The organism is Streptomyces sp. ISL-98 (assembly GCF_018614055.1).
Classification (GTDB): Bacteria; Actinomycetota; Actinomycetes; order Streptomycetales; family Streptomycetaceae; genus Streptomyces; species Streptomyces spiramyceticus.
The window spans coordinates 1-19,417 of record NZ_JAGGPB010000018.1 but is presented as its reverse complement, the minus strand read 5'-3'; the positions used below and the strand labels follow the sequence as shown (position 1 = coordinate 19,417).

Annotated in this window: 15 protein-coding genes; 9 read left to right on the top strand and 6 right to left on the bottom strand. The window is 70.4% G+C overall.

The genetic code is table 11. The features are described 5' to 3' along the window. Positions 1 to 46 precede the first annotated feature (46 nt). From J7I98_RS12740 to J7I98_RS12730, 3 genes are all read left to right on the top strand, one after another. Positions 47 to 1,531, top strand: coding sequence for a sodium:solute symporter (locus J7I98_RS12740; protein ID WP_214920768.1), 1,485 nt, complete (start codon positions 47 to 49; stop codon positions 1,529 to 1,531). A gap of 82 nt (positions 1,532 to 1,613) precedes the next feature. Continuing rightward, positions 1,614 to 2,597 (top strand): agmatinase, encoded by a 984-nt coding sequence (gene speB, locus J7I98_RS12735; RefSeq protein ID WP_214920767.1) that lies wholly within the window; start codon positions 1,614 to 1,616, stop codon positions 2,595 to 2,597. Continuing rightward, complete coding sequence (locus tag J7I98_RS12730) at positions 2,594 to 4,276, top strand: thiamine pyrophosphate-binding protein (RefSeq protein ID WP_214920766.1); 1,683 nt, start codon at positions 2,594 to 2,596, stop codon at positions 4,274 to 4,276. Before speB ends, J7I98_RS12730 begins: the two co-directional genes overlap by 4 nt. 91 nt (positions 4,277 to 4,367) lie before the next feature. Here J7I98_RS12730 and J7I98_RS12725 read toward each other — a convergent pair whose 3' ends face one another. Further along, positions 4,368 to 4,844 carry a hypothetical protein gene (locus J7I98_RS12725; protein WP_214920765.1) on the bottom strand — a complete coding sequence of 159 codons (477 nt, stop codon included), beginning with the start codon at positions 4,842 to 4,844 and terminating at the stop codon, positions 4,368 to 4,370. 122 nt (positions 4,845 to 4,966) lie between these two features. Continuing rightward, positions 4,967 to 5,584: a histone deacetylase gene (locus tag J7I98_RS12720; RefSeq protein ID WP_214920764.1), complete on the bottom strand. Its 618-nt coding sequence runs from the start codon at positions 5,582 to 5,584 to the stop codon at positions 4,967 to 4,969. An 87-nt stretch (positions 5,585 to 5,671) separates the two neighbouring features. Here J7I98_RS12720 and J7I98_RS12715 point away from each other — a divergent pair, with 87 nt between their 5' ends. The 5 genes from J7I98_RS12715 to J7I98_RS12695 all read left to right on the top strand — a co-directional run bounded on the left by J7I98_RS12715 (position 5,672) and on the right by J7I98_RS12695 (position 12,946). Further along, positions 5,672 to 6,589, top strand: a complete 918-nt coding sequence (locus J7I98_RS12715; protein ID WP_214920763.1) for a serine hydrolase — start codon at positions 5,672 to 5,674, stop codon at positions 6,587 to 6,589. A gap of 110 nt (positions 6,590 to 6,699) precedes the next feature. Next, the gene (locus J7I98_RS12710; protein ID WP_214920762.1) at positions 6,700 to 10,479 is read left to right on the top strand and encodes an ABC transporter ATP-binding protein; all 3,780 of its coding nucleotides are present in this window, start codon (positions 6,700 to 6,702) and stop codon (positions 10,477 to 10,479) included. 69 nt (positions 10,480 to 10,548) lie between these two features. After that, the gene (locus J7I98_RS12705) at positions 10,549 to 10,923 is read left to right on the top strand and encodes a hypothetical protein (protein WP_214920761.1); all 375 of its coding nucleotides are present in this window, start codon (positions 10,549 to 10,551) and stop codon (positions 10,921 to 10,923) included. A 134-nt stretch (positions 10,924 to 11,057) separates the two neighbouring features. Beyond that, positions 11,058 to 11,447, top strand: coding sequence for a hypothetical protein (locus tag J7I98_RS12700; RefSeq protein WP_214920760.1), 390 nt, complete (start codon positions 11,058 to 11,060; stop codon positions 11,445 to 11,447). Positions 11,448 to 11,512: 65 nt separating this feature from the next. Beyond that, on the top strand, positions 11,513 to 12,946 hold the full coding sequence (locus J7I98_RS12695; RefSeq protein WP_214920759.1) for a S28 family serine protease: 1,434 nt from the start codon (positions 11,513 to 11,515) through the stop codon (positions 12,944 to 12,946). A gap of 46 nt (positions 12,947 to 12,992) precedes the next feature. On the opposite strand, the gene J7I98_RS12690 is transcribed toward J7I98_RS12695, so the two are convergent. The 4 genes from J7I98_RS12690 to J7I98_RS12675 form a co-directional block, all read right to left on the bottom strand. Further along, entirely contained in the window at positions 12,993 to 13,628 is a 636-nt protein-coding gene (locus J7I98_RS12690; RefSeq protein WP_214920758.1) for a hypothetical protein, read from the bottom strand. A 121-nt stretch (positions 13,629 to 13,749) separates the two neighbouring features. Beyond that, positions 13,750 to 15,423: a glycoside hydrolase family 3 protein gene (locus J7I98_RS12685; RefSeq protein ID WP_251020543.1), complete on the bottom strand. Its 1,674-nt coding sequence runs from the start codon at positions 15,421 to 15,423 to the stop codon at positions 13,750 to 13,752. A gap of 644 nt (positions 15,424 to 16,067) precedes the next feature. After that, positions 16,068 to 16,862, bottom strand: coding sequence for a sugar phosphate isomerase/epimerase (locus J7I98_RS12680; RefSeq protein ID WP_214920756.1), 795 nt, complete (start codon positions 16,860 to 16,862; stop codon positions 16,068 to 16,070). Continuing rightward, on the bottom strand, positions 16,859 to 17,794 hold the full coding sequence (locus J7I98_RS12675) for a helix-turn-helix domain-containing GNAT family N-acetyltransferase (protein ID WP_214920755.1): 936 nt from the start codon (positions 17,792 to 17,794) through the stop codon (positions 16,859 to 16,861). The genes J7I98_RS12680 and J7I98_RS12675 overlap by 4 nt, the downstream gene beginning before the upstream one ends. 86 nt (positions 17,795 to 17,880) lie before the next feature. Here J7I98_RS12675 and J7I98_RS12670 point away from each other — a divergent pair, with 86 nt between their 5' ends. After that, positions 17,881 to 18,705 (top strand): ABC transporter substrate-binding protein, encoded by an 825-nt coding sequence (locus J7I98_RS12670; RefSeq protein ID WP_214920754.1) that lies wholly within the window; start codon positions 17,881 to 17,883, stop codon positions 18,703 to 18,705. Positions 18,706 to 19,417: the final 712 nt, after the last annotated feature.

Here is a 19,417-nt window from a genome sequence, read left to right as displayed (position 1 = left end):
GAGATCCCTGCACGACACGCCACTGAGGTTGCGCGAAGGAGGGCCCATGGCCATCGACTACACAGTGATCGTCATCTACTTGGCCGGAATGCTGGCCATGGGCTGGTGGGGCATGCGCCGCGCCAAGTCCAAGAGCGAATTCCTGGTGGCGGGCCGCCGACTCGGCCCGTCCATGTACTCCGGCACGATGGCCGCCATTGTCCTCGGCGGCGCCTCCACCATCGGCGGCGTCGGCCTCGGCTACCAGTACGGCCTCTCCGGCGCCTGGATGGTCTTCGCCATCGGCCTCGGACTCCTCGCGCTCAGCATCTTCTTCTCCGCGCGCATTGCCCGCCTGAAGGTCTACACCGTCTCCGAGATGCTCGATCTCCGGTACGGCGGCGGCCGCGCCGGCATCATCTCGGGCGTCGTCATGTGGGCGTACACGCTCATGCTCGCCGTCACTTCCACCATCGCGTACGCCACGATCTTCGACGTCATCTTCAGCATGGACCGCGAAGTGTCGATCATCCTCGGCGGCGCCATCGTCGTCGCGTACTCGACGCTCGGTGGCATGTGGTCGATCACTCTCACCGACATGGTGCAGTTCGTCGTCAAGACGATCGGCGTGCTGCTCCTGCTCCTGCCGATCGCGGTCGTCAAGGCGGGCGGCTTCAGCGAGATGAAGGCGAAGCTGCCCACCGAGTACTTCGACCCGCTGGGCATCGGCGGCGAGACGATCTTCACGTACGTGCTGATCTATACCTTCGGCATGCTGATCGGCCAGGACATCTGGCAGCGCGTCTTCACGGCCCGCAGCGACAAGGTCGCGCGGTACGGCGGCACGGTCGCCGGTACGTACTGCCTGGTGTACGCCCTCGCCGGCGCCGTCATCGGCACCGCCGCCAAGGTCCTCTACCCGAACCTCGCCAACGCGGACGACGCCTTCGCGACCATCGTCAGGGACGAGCTGCCGATGGGCGTCCGCGGCCTGGTCCTCGCTGCGGCGCTGGCCGCCGTGATGTCGACCTCGTCCGGCGCGCTGATCGCCTGCGCCACGGTCGCCAACAACGACATCTGGTCCCGGCTGCGCGGCGTCGTATCGCGGGCGGACGACGGCGACGAGGCGCACGACGAGGTGCGCGGCAACCGCGCCTTCACCCTGATCATGGGCATCGGCGTCATCTGCATAGCGATCGCGCTCAACAACGTCGTCGAGGCCCTCACCGTCGCCTACAACCTCCTGGTCGGCGGCCTGCTGGTGCCGATCCTCGGCGGTCTGCTCTGGAAGCGCGGCACGGTGTACGGCGCGCTGGCGTCCGTGACCGTCGGCGGAGTCGCGGTCGTCGGTCTGATGGCGGTGTACGGCATCCTTGCCAACGAGCCCGTCTACTACGGCCTGTTGCTGGCCCTCGCGGCGTACGTCGTCGCCAGCCTGGCCACCCGCCCGACCGACGCCGCGGTGCTGGCCGCCTGGCGCGAGCGGCTGGCGGGCCGCGGGGCGGAACCCGAGCCCGAGGCCGAGTCCGAGTACGTCCCCACACCCGGCTAAAGTCGTATAACGCAACGAACAGCAAAGAAACGCAATGAAGCGCAAGTAAGCGCAACGAAGCGTCCGGAAGAAGGCATTTCACATGAGCAGCAGCGAGAACCAGCCGCGCGGCCCCGTCGACTCCTCCCGCATCCCGCGGTACGCGGGCCCCGCGACGTTCGCGCGGCTGCCCCGCCTCGACGAGGTCGGCACCGCCGACGTCGCCATTGTCGGTGTGCCCTTCGACTCCGGGGTCTCCTACCGCCCCGGCGCACGCTTCGGCGGCAACGCGATCCGTGAGGCGTCGCGCCTCCTGCGCCCGTACAACCCGGCGCAGGACGCGTCGCCCTTCGCGCTCGCCCAGGTCGCGGACGCCGGTGACATCTCCGCCAACCCGTTCAACATCAACGAGGCCGTCGAGACGATCGAGGCCGCGGCCGACGACCTCCTCGGCACGGGCGCCCGCATGATGACGCTCGGCGGCGACCACACCATCGCGCTTCCCCTCCTGCGCTCCGTCGCGAAGAAGCACGGCCCGGTCGCCCTGCTGCACTTCGACGCGCACCTCGACACCTGGGACACGTACTTCGGTGCCGAGTACACCCACGGCACGCCGTTCCGCCGGGCCGTCGAGGAGGGCATCCTCGACACCGAGGCGCTCTCCCACGTGGGCATCCGTGGCCCGCTGTACGGCAAGCAGGACCTGACCGACGACGAGAAGATGGGCTTCGGCATCGTCACCTCCTCCGACGTCTACCGGCGCGGCGCCGACGAGGTCGCCGACCAGCTCCGCCAGCGGATCGGCGACCGCCCGCTGTACATCTCCATCGACATCGACTGCCTCGACCCGGCCCACGCCCCCGGCACCGGCACCCCCGAGGCGGGCGGCATGACCTCCCGCGAGCTCCTGGAGATCCTGCGGGGCCTGTCCTCCTGCAACCTGGTCTCGGCGGACGTCGTCGAGGTCGCCCCGGCGTACGACCACGCGGAGATCACCTCCGTCGCCGCCTCCCACACGGCGTACGAGCTGACGACGATCATGTCCCGGCAGATCGCGGCGGCGAGGACGGCGGGGTCGTCGCAGTGACCCACGACCACGACCTGGTGCTGCGCCCCACCGCCGCACAGACCGAGGCGGCGCTGAACCCGCCCGCCGGCCGCAACGGCGGCGACCTGGTCGTCGAGACCCTGACCGGACTCGGCGCGACCACGGTCTTCGGCCTCCCCGGCCAGCACGCGCTCGGCATGTTCGACGCGCTGCGCCGCTCCTCGCTGTCGTACGTCGGCCTGCGCGTCGAGAACAACGCGGGCTTCGCCGCCGACGCGTACGGCCGCATCACCGGCGAGGCGGCCCCGCTGCTCCTCTCCACGGGCCCGGGCGCCCTGATGTCGCTGGCCGCGCTGCAGGAGGCGGCGGCGGCTTCGGCCCCCGTCCTCGCGATCAGCAGCCAGGTCCCGTCGGCCGGGATCGGCGGCGGCCGGCACGGCTACCTGCACGAACTCCGCGACCAGAAGGCGTCGTTCCGCGACATCGTGAAGTCGGTCCACACGGTCCGTACGGCTTCGCAGATCCCGTCGGCGATCGCCGAGGCCTGGGAATCGGCCCTCACGGCCCCGCACGGCCCGGTGTGGATCGAGATCCCCCAGGACGTACTCCTCGCGGAGACGACTCTCCCCCGCGTCACGGCGATGGACGCGACGCCGCACGACCTGGCGCCGCGCCCCGAACTGACTGCTGTGGCGGCCCACTTGCTGTCGACGGCCGCCCGCCCCGCGGTTGTCGCGGGCGGCGGTGTCGTACGCTCCGACGCCTCCGGAAAGCTGCTCGCACTCGCCGAGACGCTGAACGCGCCGGTCGTCACCACCTTCGGCGGCAAGGGCGCGTTCCCGTGGGAGCACCCGCTCTCGCTCCAGTCGTGGCTGGAGGACCGCCACACGACGGACTTCCTCGAAGACGCGGACGTGCTCCTGGTCGTCGGCTCGGGGCTGGGCGAACTCTCCTCGAACTACTACACGTTCAAGCCGCGCGGCCGCGTGATCCAGATCGACGCGGACCTCGGCAAGCTGGAGTCCAACCACCCCGCTCTCGGCATCCACGCCGACGCCCGACTGGCGCTGTCGGCGCTGCTGGAGACGGTGGAACCCCGCGAGGACGCGACGGCGGCGGAACGCGTGGCCGAGGTGCGGGAGAAGATCCGGGCCCGTATCGAGGCCCAGGATCTGACCCTGGAGCGTCAGGTGCTGGCGTCCGTCCGCGAGGCGCTGCCGGACACGGCCCCCAGCTTCTGGGACATGACGATTCTGGCGTACTGGGCGTGGTCGGCCTTCGACGCCCGCCGCCCCAACACCATGCACTCGGCCCAGGGCGCGGGCGGCCTCGGCTACGGCTTCCCGGCGGCGATCGGCGCTGCGGCGGCCGACCCGACGACGCCGGTGCTCGCGGTGTCGGGCGACGGCGGCGCGATGTACTCCCTCGCGGAACTGGCCACTGCCCGCCAGCACAACTTCCCGGTCACCTGGCTGATCGTGGACGACGGCGGCTACGGCATCCTCCGCGAGTACATGACCGACGCCTTCGACGAGGCCACGGGCACGGAACTCGCCCGCCCCGACTTCGTCGCCCTGGCCGAATCCTTCTGCGTACCGGCGATGCGTACGACGCCGGAGTCGCTGAGCGAGGACCTGGCGAAGGCACTGTCGGCCCCGGGCCCGTCGGTGGTCGTACTCCCGGCCCTGCTGCGGATGTTCGCCCCGACGCACCTCTGACCTGCGCGGAAAACGGCTCCGGCCGCCGCCCGCTGCTGCGGGCGACGGCCGGAAACCGGAAAGGCAGGAAAGGGGTAAAGCAGGCCGAAGGTCAGACCTTGTTGAAGCACAGCGTGTGGTCGCCGCCTCGACTGCTGTGGTACTGAATGCCGTAGTCGAACTTCGACCCGCATTCCATGTCCGGGCCGTACAGCATGTCGCCCGTCTTGTACTCCGCCTCGGCGGAACCGCAGTCGACGATCGTCGGCAGCGGCTCGCCTTCGGGGTCCTGGATCTTGACGCAGTCGCCGACCTCGGGCTCGTGCTTCTTGTCCTTCTCGTTCTGCGCGTCCACGGCGGCTTGTTCCTTGGCCTTGCCGCCGTTGGGATTGGTGTTGTAGTCGTACACGTACCAGGCCCCACCGCCGAAGAGCGCCAGGACAACGAGGGCGGCGAGCAGCCCCTGAACTGGGTGCGTCTGCGGCCGCTGCGGCCGCTGTGGTCCCTGAGGCCCGGGCTGCGGCTGCGGATACCCGCCGTACGGCTGCTGCGGAGGGTGATTCTGGTAGGGCGGCGGCTGTGCGGACATGGCTGAGTGACCCCGATGGTTGACGGCACGACAGAAGGTCAACGCGATGTTGACCGGTGCAGGCTACCGTTCGCAGCCTGATCGCCCATCAGCAGTCCCCGTACGTCCGGTCAGTACGTGATTCAGTACGAGATGAGGTCCGCGATCTCGCGCGCGCTCCAGTGCCCGGCGGCTCCCGGGCAAGCTGCGACATAGGCCGCAATGGTGGCCGCGTCCCACGCGCCCGTCTCCAGCAGCCCTGCGGACAGGTACCGCACGTATTCGACGGACGGCCTGTTCCACTCGACGTCGTCGATGCCCCATGGAGCCGTGAAGGTGAGCATCGGTAAGCCGTCCAGCGCGCCCGGGTGAATGAGCGTTTCGTAGTGGCCGCTGCCCAGCGTGGCCCTGCCGCGGCTCAGAGCCTCGGTCAGGTCGAGGCCGCCGCCCGGCTCCCGGTACATCTCCTGAGCTGCGATGTCCGCGAACTGCTCAACCGTCACCAGGTGCGCCCGGCCCAATACCCGCCCCTTCGCCCCGGGATCGTAGAAGGCCCGCCCACCGGTCCACACCGGAGACTCCGTGGCGAAGTACAGTGCGCCTTCCAGCTCGACCGGGACAGATCTTTCCGGGGCGCGTTGATCCCGGCACCCTGGGTAGGTCCTGGAGGCTCCCGGCGGACGACCGCCCGCGATGTAGAACGACAGGCGGTCCGTATGCATGTTGGAGCCGTAAGCCGTGTACCAGACATGGCCGTCCATAGCGCGTCCCGCTCCCGCGTCCCGTACAACCTTTCCGTCTCCGACGTGTCATCTGTACAAGAAGCACGAGGGGACGGAAGCCACACTATGACGCACAACCGAATAACTCGCGGCACAATCGCCGCAGTTCTAGCCGTGGGTGTACTGGTGCCCGTCGCCGCCGCGGCGCCCGCCGCAGCCGCCGTCGCGCCGACGGTGGTGTGCACCTCGGGCAAGGCGGGGCTGGCGGCCAAGCTGACCACGGACATCACCGCGGCGCTCAAGGGACGGAAGTCCACGACGGCGATCTCGCTGTACGACCGCACCACCAAGACCACCTGCACCCTGCGTTCCACCCAGAAGTACGACTCCGCCAGCGTGGTCAAGGTGACCGTCCTCGCCGCGCTGCTGTGGGACGCCAAGAAGACCAACCGCTACCTCACGTCCACGGAGCACAGGCTCGCCACCGCCATGATCACCAAGTCGGACAACAGCGCCACGAGCACGCTGTGGCGCCAGCTCGGCATGACCAAGATCAAGGCGTTCTTGCAGGCCGCCGGGATGACGCAGACCGTCCCGGGCACCCGCGGCTACTGGGGGCTGACGCAGATCACCGCGCGTGACGAGCAGAAGCTGCTCGCGCTGCTCACTGCGAAGAACACCGTCCTGAGCGACAATTCGCGGTCGTACACCCTCGGCTTGATGAGCAGGGTCGTCCCCTCCCAGCGCTGGGGCACTCCCGCCGGCGCCCCGGCCACCACCACCATCCAGGTCAAGAACGGCTGGCTGCCCCGCGCCACGCACGGCTGGCGGGTGCACTCCATCGGTGCGTTCACGGGCGGCGGCCACAACTACGCGATCACGCTCCTCACGCAGGACAACGCGACCATGGACGACGGCGTGAACACCATCCAGGCCGTGTCCCGGGCGGTCCACAAGGCCCTCAACCCGACGGCCCGCGCCTCGACGCTGTACGCCCCGACGGAAACACCGTGCGAGGTGATCCCCGCCGTGCCGCAGAGCTGACGAACTCGTACGGTCCTAGGACCAGAGACCCGTCTTTGTTGCAGCGGGATGAAAACGGCCCCCGGCCGCGTTGGTGCCTTCCGGTAGAGCAGGACGATCGGGAGGCATCAGTGGCGTCGGCGGCAGATCAAGGGTGGGCACGGCGGCTGGCCGGGTACGCCTGGCGGTACCGGCGCAATGTCGTCCTCGCGCTCGGGTCGTCGCTCGGCGGCATGGCGGTCATGGCCCTCGTGCCGCTGATCACCAAAATCGTCATCGACGACGTCATCGGTGACCATTCGCGCTCGCTCGCCGTCTGGACCGGGCTCCTGATAGCCGCAGCCGTTGTCGTGTACGTCCTCACGTACATCCGCCGCTACTACGGCGGCCGCCTCGCCCTCGACGTCCAGCACGATCTACGTACCGAGATGTACGGGACGATCACCCGGCTCGACGGGAGGCGGCAGGACGAGTTGTCCACCGGGCAGGTCGTCGGGCGTGCCACCAGCGACCTTCAGCTGATCCAGGGCCTGCTCTTCATGCTGCCCATGACCATCGGCAACTTCCTGCTCTTCGGGATTTCCCTCGTGATCATGGCGTGGCTCTCGCCGCTGCTCACCCTGGTCGCGCTCGCCGTCGCCCCCGCCCTGTGGTTCATCGCCAAGCGGAGCCGCGTCCGGCTCTTCCCCGCCACCTGGTACGCCCAGGGGCAGGCCGCCGCCGTCGCGGGCGTCGTCGACGGCGCCGTGTCCGGCGTACGCGTCGTCAAGGGCTTCGGGCAGGAGGACCAGGAGACCGGCAAGCTGCGCGAGGTCGGCCGACGGCTCTTCGCCGGGCGGATGCGCACCGTCAGGCTGAATTCCCGGTACACCCCGGCCCTCCAGTCCGTGCCCGCCCTGGGGCAGGTCGCGATGCTGGCGCTCGGCGGCTGGCTGGCGACGCGCGGCGAGATCACTCTCGGCACGTTCGTCGCCTTCTCCGCCTATCTTGCGCAGCTCGTCGGGCCGGTCCGGATGCTGGCCATGGTGCTCACCGTCGCGCAGCAGGCCAGGGCCGGTGTCGAGCGCGTACTGGAGCTGATCGACACCGAGCCGTCCATCGCGGACGGCACCAAGGAACTTCCGGCCGATACCGAGGCGACCGTCGAGTTCGACGACGTGAGCTTCGGTTACGACGACGAGCGGCCCGTCCTCGACGGCTTCTCGCTGGAGATCCGGTCCGGCGAGACCGTCGCCGTCGTCGGCTCCTCCGGCAGCGGAAAGTCCACGATCTCGCTCCTCCTGCCGCGCTTCTACGACGTGTCGCACGGCGCCGTCCTCGTCGGCGGGCACGACGTCCGCGAGCTCACCATGGACTCGCTCCGGGCCGCCATCGGGCTCGTACCCGAGGACAGCTTCCTGTTCTCCGACACCGTCCGGGCCAACATCGCCTACGGGTACCCCGACGCGACGGACGAGCAGATCGAGACCGCCGCCCGCGCCGCCCAGGCCGACCGCTTCATCGCCGAGCTGCCGGCCGGCTACGACACGACCGTCGGCGAGCACGGCCTCACCCTCTCCGGCGGCCAGCGCCAGCGCATCGCCCTCGCCCGCGCCATCCTCACCGACCCCCGGCTGCTCCTCCTCGACGACGCCACGTCCGCCGTCGACGCCCGGGTCGAGCACGAGATCCACGAGGCGCTGAAGTCCGTCATGGCCGGGCGCACGACGCTGCTCATCGCCCACCGCCGCTCCACCCTCAACCTCGCCGACCGCATCGCCGTGCTCGACGGCGGGCGCCTCGCCGACATCGGCACGCACGACGAGCTCCAGCAGCGCTCGGCGCTCTACCGGCGGCTGCTGACCGACCCCGACGAGCTCGGCGGTGTATCGCCCGGGCACACGCTCCTCAAGGCTCCGGAACCGGCCGAGGACCGGACCGTTCAGGCCGAACTGGACGCCGAGTTCGACGCCGAGCGCGGCATCACGCCCGACCTGTGGGTGCGCGACGAGAGTGCCCCCGACAAGGCCACCGACCACGCGCCCGGCATGCCTGCCACCCCCGAGCTCCTCGCCCAGGTCGACGCGCTGCCCCCGGCCGACGACATCCCCGCCGTCGACGAGGCCCGCGCCGTCCAGCCGGAGGAGTCGTACGGCCTGCGCCGCCTGCTGCGCGGCTTCGGGCTGCCGTTGCTGTTCAGCCTGCTCCTCGTGGCTCTCGACGCCGGGATGGGGCTGCTGCTGCCGATCCTGATCCGGCACGGCATCGACGAAGGCGTCACCCAGCTCGCGCTCGGCGCGGTCTGGACGGCCGCCGGGCTCGCGCTGCTGTCCGTAGTCGTGCAGTGGGCGGCGCAGACCGGCGAGATACGGATGACAGGGCGGACCGGCGAGCGTGTTCTGTATGCGCTCCGCCTCAAGATCTTCGCCCAGCTCCAGCGGCTCGGTCTGGACTACTACGAGCGCGAGCTGACCGGCCGCATCATGACCCGCATGACGACCGATGTTGACGCTTTGTCGACATTTCTGCAGACCGGGCTCGTCACCGCCTTCGTCTCCCTCGTCACCTTCTTCGGCATCATGGTCGCGCTCGTCGTCATCGATGTGCAGCTGGCGCTGGTCGTCTTCGCGACGCTGCCGGTCCTCGTCATCGGCACGTACTTCTTCCGGAAGAAGAGCGTGGCGGCGTACGAGCTGGCGCGTGACCGGGTCGGTCTCGTCAACGCCGACCTCCAGGAGTCCGTGTCCGGGCTGCGCATCGTCCAGGCGTTCCGGCGCGAGCGCAGGGGCGCGGTGCGGTTCGCGGAGCGCAGTGCGAGCTACCGGCAGGCGCGGGTGCGCGGTCAGTGGCTGATCTCGGTGTACTTCCCGTTCGTGCAGCTCCTGTCGTCCGTCGCCGCCGCCGCGGTGCTGATCGTGGGCGCGGGGCGGGTGGACGCGGGCACGCTGACCACCGGTGCGCTGGTCGCCTACCTCCTCTACATCGACCTGTTCTTCGCGCCCGTACAGCAGCTCTCCCAGGTCTTCGACGGCTACCAGCAGGCCACCGTCTCGCTGCGGCGCATCCAGGAGCTCCTCCAGGAGCCGGCGTCGACCGGCGACGCCGACAGGCCGAAGGCCGTCCCGTCACTGCGCGGCGAAATCGCCTTCGAGGACGTGCATTTCACGTATGCGAAGGAAGGGGCCGGCGACGAGGAAGAGGCCCTCATCGGCATCGACCTGCGCATCCCCGCCGGCCAGTCCGTCGCCTTCGTCGGCGAGACCGGCGCGGGCAAGTCGACTCTGGTCAAGCTCGTCGCGCGCTTCTACGACCCGACGAAGGGCCGCATCACCGCCGACGGCGCCGACCTGCGCGACCTCGACATCACGGCGTACCGGCACCGCCTGGGCGTCGTACCGCAGGAGGCGTACCTCTTCGCCGGTACGGTCCGCGACGCGATCGCCTACGGGCGGCCCGAGGCGACCGATGCCGAGGTCGAGGCGGCGGCCCGGGCGGTCGGCGCGCACGACATGATCGCGACGCTGGACGGCGGCTACCTCCACGACGTCGCCGAGCGCGGCCGCAACCTCTCCGCGGGCCAGCGCCAGCTCATCGCCCTCGCCCGCGCCGAACTCGTCGACCCCGACGTCCTGCTCCTCGACGAGGCGACCGCTGCCCTGGACCTGGCGACCGAGGCTGCGGTCAGGCGGGCCACCGACCTTCCCCAAGCTCTCAACTCCGTTCGAGCAGGGGAGACCCCATCCACCGGCCGCCGCACCACCCTGGTCGTCGCCCACCGCCTGACGACGGCGGCGCGCGCGGACCGGGTGGTGGTCATGGATCACGGCCGGGTGGTCGAGGACGGCACGCACGACGAACTGCTGGCCCTGGACGGGACGTACGCCCGGCTGTGGCGCACGTTCGTGGGGGAGGACGAGCCCGCGGCCGTCTGAGTACGTCAGCGGCGCACATGAGTACGGGAGCCGGTCCGCGGCCGGACCGGCTCCTGTTGGATCAGGGGCATGAACAAGGTCGACCACGAGGGCTGGATGCAGGACGTCAGCACGCCCCCGCCCGCTTCCAGGACCGCCGTCCGGCTGCGCATCGCCTCGGTGGTGGCGGCCGTGCTGCTGATCCCCGGCACGGTGGTCGCCTGGGTGGTGTCCGTCTCGACCGAACAGGGTGGGCGCTGCCTCATGCACGGGGGTGAGTACTGCGGTGCCTCCGCGCCCGGCTGGGTGTTCACGGCGGCGCTGACCGCCGCTTTCGTGGCGTGGTGCGTCGTCCTCTTCGTACCGTCCCGCGTAAGGGAGTCGGAGCGGATCCGCAGGGCGGCCCTGTGGGTCCAACTCGCCATGGAGGGGCTCTTCCTGCTGCTGGTCGTCGCCGCGAAGTAGGACTTTCGAGGCTCCGCCCGAAGTTTCGCGCCGAATTCCGCCACGAATTCAGCTGCAACCGCGCCGTGCCTCTTGTGCGTCCGTACGCACGTACGCTCCTGTGGGGGAAAGGGGTACGAGTGTTCGGTGGGGCGATGAGAAAACACTTGAAATACGGCATATACGGACTTGCGATCCTGATCGCGGCCGCAGGCCTGACCCTTGCGGGCCCCGGCGCCCAGAGCGCCGAGGCCGCAGACTCGACCTGCGCCGGCCGCAAGGTGAAAACGGTCTCCTTCGCGACCGGCGAACTGCGCATCTACAAGAGCCGCCGTTACGTCTGCGCCATGACCGTCTCCAAGAGCCCCGGTGTGCGACGGCACATGTCCGTCACCATCCAGGCGCGCGGCAGCCGCACCGCCAAGGACAGCGGCCACTTCACGCACCGAGCCGGCCCGGTGAAGGTCTACGCCCTCAACAGGTGTGTACGGGCCGAGGGTTCGATCGGCATCAGGAAGGTCTCCACTGGCTGGATTCTCTGCTGACCCTGGTGGTACGGGAGTTGCCCGGCTAGGTTCGCCCCGTCGTCTGTGACTACAGGGGAGGGCGAATGGGGCGCAAGGCGCTCAGATGGCTGCTGTCGCTGGTGGTGCTCATAGGCACCGTGGGAATCGGCAGCGCCGCACCGGCCGGGGCGGTCACCACCGCCGCAGAGCCGGACATAAAGGAACGAATACTCGCGATACCGGGCATGAGCCTGGTCGAGGAGAAGCCGTACACCGGCTACCGCTATTTCGTACTGAACTACACCCAGCCGGTCGACCACCGGCACCCGTCCAAGGGCACCTTCAAGCAGCGGATCACCTTGCTGCACAAGGACACCAGCCGCCCGACGGTCTTCTTCACCAGTGGCTACAACGTCTCGACGACCCCTCGGCGCAGTGAGCCGACGGCGATCATCGACGGCAACCAGGTGTCGATGGAGTACCGCTTCTTCACCCCGTCCCGGCCGTCGCCGGCCGACTGGTCGAAGCTCGACATCAAGCAGGCCGCGAGCGACCAGCACCGCATCTTCAAGGCGCTGAAGAAGATCTACTCCAAGAAGTGGATCTCCACCGGCGGCTCCAAGGGCGGCATGACCGCGACGTACTACGAGCGCTTCTACCCGCGCGACATGGACGGCGTCGTCGCGTACGTCGCGCCCAACGACGTGGTGAACAAGGAGGACGCGGCGTACGACCGCTTCTTCCGCAACGTCGGCACCAAGGAGTGCCGCGACGCCCTGAACGCCGTACAGCGGGAGGCACTTGAGCGGCGTGCCCCGCTGAGCGCCAAGGTCAAGGAGTGGGCGGACGCCAACAACGCCACCTTCGACACCGTCGGCAGCCTGGACAAGGCGTACGAGTCCACGGTTCTCGACTTCGTGTGGGCCTTCTGGCAGTACAGCCGGGCGGCGGACTGCGCGGACGTACCCGCCGCGGACTCCTCCGACCAGGTGATCTACGACTACGTCGACGCGATCTCCGGCTTCGCCGCCTACAGCGACCAGAGCCTGGCGACGTACACGCCGTACTACTACCAGGCGGGCACCCAGCTGGGCGCACCGCAGGTCAAGTACCCGCACCTCGACGGCCTCATGAAGTACGGCCCGGACTTCTTCCAGCCGCGCGTCTACGTGCCGCGCGACATCCCGATGAAGTTCAGCCCGAGCGCGATGCGGGACGTGGACAGCTGGGTGCGGCACAACGCCACGCGGATGATGTTCGTGAACGGGCAGAACGACCCGTGGAGCGCCGAGCCGTTCCGCCTCGGCAAGGGCGCACGTGATGCGTACGTCTACACCGCGCCCGGCGCCAACCACGGCGCCAATGTGGCGGGCCTCGCCCCCGCCGAGAAGGCGAAGGCGACCGCGGCGATCCTCGAATGGGCGGGTGTGGCCCCGGCCGCCGTCCAGGCGGACCCGGCGAAGGCCAAGAGGCTGACCGGTTTCGACGCGAAGCTCGACAAGCGTGACGTGCAGCGCGAGCAGACCCTGAGGCCGTAACGCTCCTCCTTGCACCGTGGGCTGTGCCCGCCGTCGTTGTGGTGACTCACACGCGGCGGGCGCAGCCCACCGCCTTGTCCCCGCCCAGCTGTACGTACAACTGCGTCGGGGGCGGGCACTGCGCCCGCCGCTGCACCGCGGCCGCCACCCTGAACTGCGGGGCCGTCTCGCCCGACCCGTCGCACGGCGTCTCCTTCACCTGCCCCTTGCTCGCGGTGTAGACGCAGTCCCCGACGACGGTGCGCGGGCCGCCGCCCCTGCCCGGATCGCCCGGATGCGGTTCCTCCAGATTGCGCATGCAGGCGAAACCGCGCGCCACAGCTCCGTCGCCGTCCTCGTCGAACGCGGGCCGGCTCTCCGAGATGTGCAGCACGAAGTCCGTACGGGCCGGGCACGCGGGCCCGTCGGCGGGCCGCCCCTCGTGCCGGGCCAGGACCCGGGCGGCGGCCTTCTCACTGACGCAGGGCACTTCGCGGAAGTCGCGTCCGCGCAGCGACCCGTGCGAGCTGCATTCGTCGATGCCGAGGAAGGTCGCGCCGTACCCCGACGGCGTGACCGTGCCGGCGAGCGCGCCGCCGGAACCGCCGCCGCCCCCCTCGGGCGCCCTCTGACAAGCGGTCAGCGACATCGCCACCGCAAGCAACAGGGGACACACCACCCCCGTGAACCGATCCATCCGCATGCCGAACCCCCCGATACGTCCACACAGCGTGACCCGCCGGAGCGGGCACACGCCAGACGCGCGGGGGGCTTTGCGCCTATCGGGGGTGGTGCGCCGGTGGTGCGGCGTATGAGGCGTACGCCTAATAAGTCAGCCCGTACCCGACCGGATACAGCACCGTCGCCGGATCGTCCGCGCGCTGTATCGGTACGGGCAGCCTCCCCTCGGGGCGGGTCTTTCCGGCGATGACCCGGACCGCCGCACGGAGTTCCACGTCGGTCCAGGAGTACGCCGCCACACTCGCGGCGAACCCGCTGAGCCGGGCGATGTCGTACGGATTGCGGATGGCGAGGCAGACGACGGGCACCCCGGTGGCCGCGAGCGCACTGACGAGGGTGCGCTGCGGGCTGGTCGCGGACACGTTGTACGTCCCCACGACCACCGCGTCCTTCCCCTTGGCGGCGGCGACCGCCTCGTCGATCTTCGCCTGGGTGGGGGTGATCCCGGTGGACAGGGCGGTGGCGTTGAAGCCCAGCTCGGTGAACGCTCCGGCGATGACGGTGGTGGGCGGCCCGGTGCTCCCGGAGGGGGATGCGGGATCGGCCCCGACGACCAGCACATTTCTGTGCGTGCGACGGCTGAGCGGCAGCAGCCCGCCGGTGTTGGCCAGCAGGGTGGTGGTCCCCTCGGCGATCCGGTCGGCCGCGGAGAGGTGCGAACGCATGCCCACGGTCCGGTCGACTCCCTCGTGGGACACATAGGGATCGCGGAACAGCCCGAGCTTGGCCTTGAGCCGCAGGATCCGCAGCACGGACTCTTCCAACCGGCTCATGCTCACCTCGCCGTCCTTGACGGCCTTGAGGACGGCGTTCCAGGCGACGGGCAGGTCCGGCGGGTTCAGCAGCTGGTCGCACCCGGCGAGGAGGGCGAGGACGGGCACCCGGTCGTCGCCGTACTTCTGGCGTACGCCCGCCATGGTGAGGGAGTCGGTGACGACGACTCCGTCGTAGCCGAGCCGCTCGCGCAGTACGCCGGTGAGGATCGGCCGGGAGAGCGTGGCCGGGTCCTTGGCGGGGTCGAGCGCGGGCACCACGATGTGCGCGGTCATGATCGAGTCGATGCCGGCGGCGATCGCGGCCCGGAACGGCGGGGCGTCCAACTGCTCCCACTGCTCGGCGGTGTGGTGGATGGTGGGGAGGGCGTAGTGACTGTCGTCCTTGGTGTCGCCGTGCCCGGGGAAGTGCTTGGACGTGGCCGCGATCCCGGCCCCCTGATAGCCCTTGACCTGCGCGGCGACCATGCCCGCTACGGCCTGCGGGTCGGCCCCGAAGGACCGTACGCCGATGACGGGGTTGGCGGGGTTGACGTTGACGTCGGCGACGGGCGCGTAGTTCTGCACGATGCCCATCGCCGCCAGCTCGGTCCCCGCGATCCGCGCCGCCTTGCGCGCGTCACGGGTCGACCCGCCCGCCCCGAGCGCCATCGCGCCGGGCACGAGGGTGGCGGGCTTGCCGACGCGGGCGACGATGCCGTGCTCCTGGTCGGTGGAGATGAGGAGGGGGAGGGGCGTGCTCTGGGCGAGCCCTGCCCGCTGGATGCCGTTGGAGAGGTCGGCGATCTGGTGCGGGTCGCGGGTGTTGTGCGCCCAGGCGAAGTAGATGATGCCGCCGACGTGGTACTTCGCGACGAGCTCGGCGGCGGTCCTGACCCCGATCTCCTTGAGATTGAGGTCGATGTCGGCCTGGTCGGGCTCGGTCGCGGAGTGGCCGTACACGCGCATGACGAAGAGCTGGCCGACCTTCTCCTCCAGGCTCATCCGGGAGATGAGGCGCTTGAGACGGTCGCGAGTCGAGGCACTGTCAGCAGCGACGGGGGAGGCGGTGGCTGTGGTAGCCGCAGCTACTGCGGCCGTGGCTGTGGCGATGAGCAGGGTGCGTCTGGAGGTGCCTCTGGATGTGCGGTGGTGGTGCACGTGAGCTCCTTCCGGCCGTACTCGACAAGGGAGTTGAAGGAAACTGCCAAGGAGTCACGGATATCCGGAAAGTAACTGCCAGGTCAAGGCGCCGCGCAAAGTTGAAGCCGCCACCGGCGCATTTGGAGGGGGGCGCACCGGTGGCGGCTGCGCTGCCGGCCGCAGGCGGTTGGAGAGGGGGGTCAGCGATCGCAGCCAGCAGCGAGAGCCGACACCGCTCTGCGGAGACTCACCGGCAGTACGCCGGTTGGACGGAGGGGGCGCGCGGAGGGTTCCCGAAGATGCGGGAATTCGCGGAAATGGTGCGGAAGGGCTGAGATCGCGCACGTGTGACGCGGTCCGCGCCTACGCCGGGCCGTGCACCGGCGCCGCTGCCTCTGGCGGCCAGTGCCGCTGGAGCATCCGTACCGCCTCGGTGCTCATCGGCGCGGCGGCCTGCTGGGGCGCCTCCAACGTCCTGACCCGCGCCGGTCGTGCCCGAGAAGTCGTCAGCCTGACCGGTGCCCGGCGAGCCCCTCCAGATACTCCCGCCCGGCCGTCAGCAGCCCCGGCAGCTCTGCCGCCTCCGGATACCACCGCTTCTCGTACTCCCAGCACAGCCAGTCGTCGTCGTCGAGCAGCGCTACGCACTCGCCGAGTGGCAGCACACCGGTCCCCAGCGCGAGCGGAGTCGTGTCGTCCGCCGATGCGATGTCCTTGACCTGGGTGTATCCGAGGTGCGGGGCGAGTACGGCGTGGGTTGCCGCCGGGGTCTCGCCGCCCAGCCAGGTGTGCATGACGTCCCACAGCGCGCCCACGTTCTTGTGGCCGACCGGGCCCAGGACGCGGGAGGCCGCCGCGCCCGTGCGGTGGGAGTCGTGGGTTTCCAGCAGGATGCGTACGCCCAGGTCGGCGGCGGTTTCGGCGGCCCGGCCCAGGCGCCGCGCCGCCGTCGCGTCGGCCTCCTCCTGACTCTGCTCGTCGCCGCCGCCGGGGAAGACGCGGACGTACGGGGCGCCGAGGTCGCGGGCGAGGGTCAGCAGGGCGTCGAGTTCCTCGTGCACGGCGGCGTCGTCGCCGGGGGCCGCCACGCGGGCGTACCCGGCCAGAGCCAGGATCTCGACGCCCGCCCGTTCGAACTCGCCCACCGCATCCGCGCGTTCGCTCGCTCCGATGCCGGGGTGGACCGGCTCCTCGGGGTGGGCGCGCAGCTCCACGCCGGCGTAGCCGGTCCCGGTCGCCAGGCGCAGTACGTCGCTGACCGGCATGCCGGGCACCCCGAGGGTGGAGAACGCGTACTTCACTTCGATGCTCCTTCTTGGAGGGGGAGCCGCCAGTCCTGGCCTACCAGGTCCGCTCCGTACGAGCGGTGCGGCTTCTCGGCGACGAGTGTGAATCCGGCGCGCTGGTAGATCTTCCGGGCGGCGGTCAGCACATCGTTCGTCCACAGCACGACTTCCCGGTACCCCACCTCGTATGCGAAGTCCACGACCGTTCGGACCAGTCGTTCACCCAGGCCGTGGCCGCGCGCCGAGGGGTCGACCAGCAGGAGGCGTAGCCGGGCGGTGCCGGGGGCGTCGTCCCGTACGCACATCACCGAACCCACCGGCCGGCCGTCGAGCTCGGCGATCCAGACGCGCTCCAGGTGGGGGTCGTGGTCCTGGGCGAAGTCCGCGACGATACGGGCGACGAGGCCCTCGAAGTCGGCGTTCCAGCCGAACTCGGCGGCGTACAGCGCGCCGTGCCGCTGCACGATCCAGCCGAGGTCGCCCGGCACGGGGTCGCGCAGCACCGGCGCTTCGGGGGCGTACGGCGTACTGCTGCTGAGAATCTCCCGGACCGTGCGCATCGCCGCGGTGAGGCGTGGGCGTTCCTCCGGCCGTACGCCGGAAAGCAGCGAGCCGACGGCTTCGCGCGAGCGCTCGTCGAGGAGGGCCGCCGCTTCCCGGCCCCTGGCTGTCAGGCTGACCCGCCGGCGCCGCGCGTCCTCCTCGGACGGGCTCCGCTCGATCAGCCCGTCCCGCTCGAACTTGGCCAGCAGCCGGCTCAAGTAACCGGCGTCCAGCGACAGGCGGGTGCGCAGGTCCGCCGCGTCCGTATGCGGGGAGTGGGTCAGCTCGTACAGGACGCGGGATTCGGTCAGTGTGTACGGGGTGTAGAGGTGGCGGCTGTAATCGAGCGCGCCGATGAGATTCGTGTAGAAGCGGTTGAACGCGCGAATTTCCTGAACGGCCATGATCCACTCCGGCATTTCCTTGACTGAGTCAACGGTATGTCGGGGTGGTCGCGTACGGAAGCCCCCCACGGGGCAGGACTCCGGCCATGACAGAGATATGGGAATTCACCGATGACCGCGGCCAGTTGGCGTCGGCCGGGCAGCGGCCGACGCGGGTCGTCGCGTACATCCAGGCCGGCGCGACCCTCTGGGACCACGGCCTGCGCCCCCTCGGCATCTTCGGCTCGTACCACGACGGTGAGGCCCCCGACCGGGCGAAGGCGGGCACGCTCCCGGTGGGCGACGTGACGTACTTCGGCGCGGGCGGCGCGTTCGACCCCGACCGGCTTCTGGCGGCCGGAACCGACCTCGTCGTCGCCGTCAGCTACGGCGGCGGCCAGGTGTACGGCATCGCGCCGGACGCGGCGAAGCACCTGGAGGAGCAGGTTCCGGTCGCCGTACTCGATGTGGGGCAAGGGCGCTCACTGGACGAGATCCGGGCGCGCTTCGCCGAGCTGGCCGCGTCACTCGGCGGCGCGGAGCCCGCGGTTGCGCTCGACGCCGCGCGCGAGCGCCTCCGTACGGTCGCCGCGAAGGCCCCGGTGCTGGCGCTCTCCCCGGCCGGCGACGACCAGGTCCACCTCGCCAGGCCCCACGCCTGGCCGGACCTGCGCGCCCTGGCCGAGCTGGGCGTACGCCTGCTGGACCCGCCCGCGGAGGGCGGCGCGAACTGGTCGACGGTCACCTGGCCGGAGGCGGCCGCGCTGGCCCCCCGCGTGGTCCTCGCCGACACCCGCATGAACGCCTCCCCCCTGGACCCCGCCCACCTGGGCAACGTCCACGTCCTCCCCTGGAACCCGGAACTCCCGGCGAGCCGGGCGGCGCAGGCGGGGCTCTTCGGGGGCCTGGCGGAGGCGCTGGCGGAGACGTAGGGGGCGCTGCGGGGCCTGTCGGAGCACCGGGGGCGGGGGCGCTGCGAGGCCCGGTGGTGATGCCGGGGGCCGGGGCCTACGGGAGCGGCGTCCGGGACTGCATGCTGTGCCTTCCCGGGGGCAACGCCCGGACCTCCGGCCGGAAACCCGCCGACGCGAGCGGGTCGACGCCACCCATCGGCGCTAGGACGGGGCCTGTCGGAGTACCGGGGCCAGGGCGGTGCGGGGCCGGTGGTGGTGCCGGGGGCCGGGGCCTACGGGAGCGGCGTCCGGGACTGCATGATTTAGCTGCGTTCCCGGGTCACCGAAAGCCTCCCGGCGTCCCGCGCACACATCACGTTTTACGTCCCGAACACCACTCCCTACGGCCCCGTCCCCCTCCCGTACACCGTTGAACACCGACCGGCGCCGGTACCGGGCCGCCTGAACCAGGATGCGAACGGCGGCGAGGGGGCGGGTCGCGCAGGGGGCGCTGTTCGGGACGTAAAGCGTGATTTGTGCGCGAATTACTGGCCTCGCAAACAAAGCCCCGCCCCGCAGCTAAATCATGCAGTCCCGAATGGCGCCCCCGGAGCGGCCCGACCCCGCACCACGACCACCGGCGCAAGCCAAACCCCGCACAGACCCACGCGGCGCAAGCCAAACCCCGCACGGACGCACGCGGCGCAAGCCAAACTCCGCACGGACGCACGCGGCGCAAGCCAAACCCCGC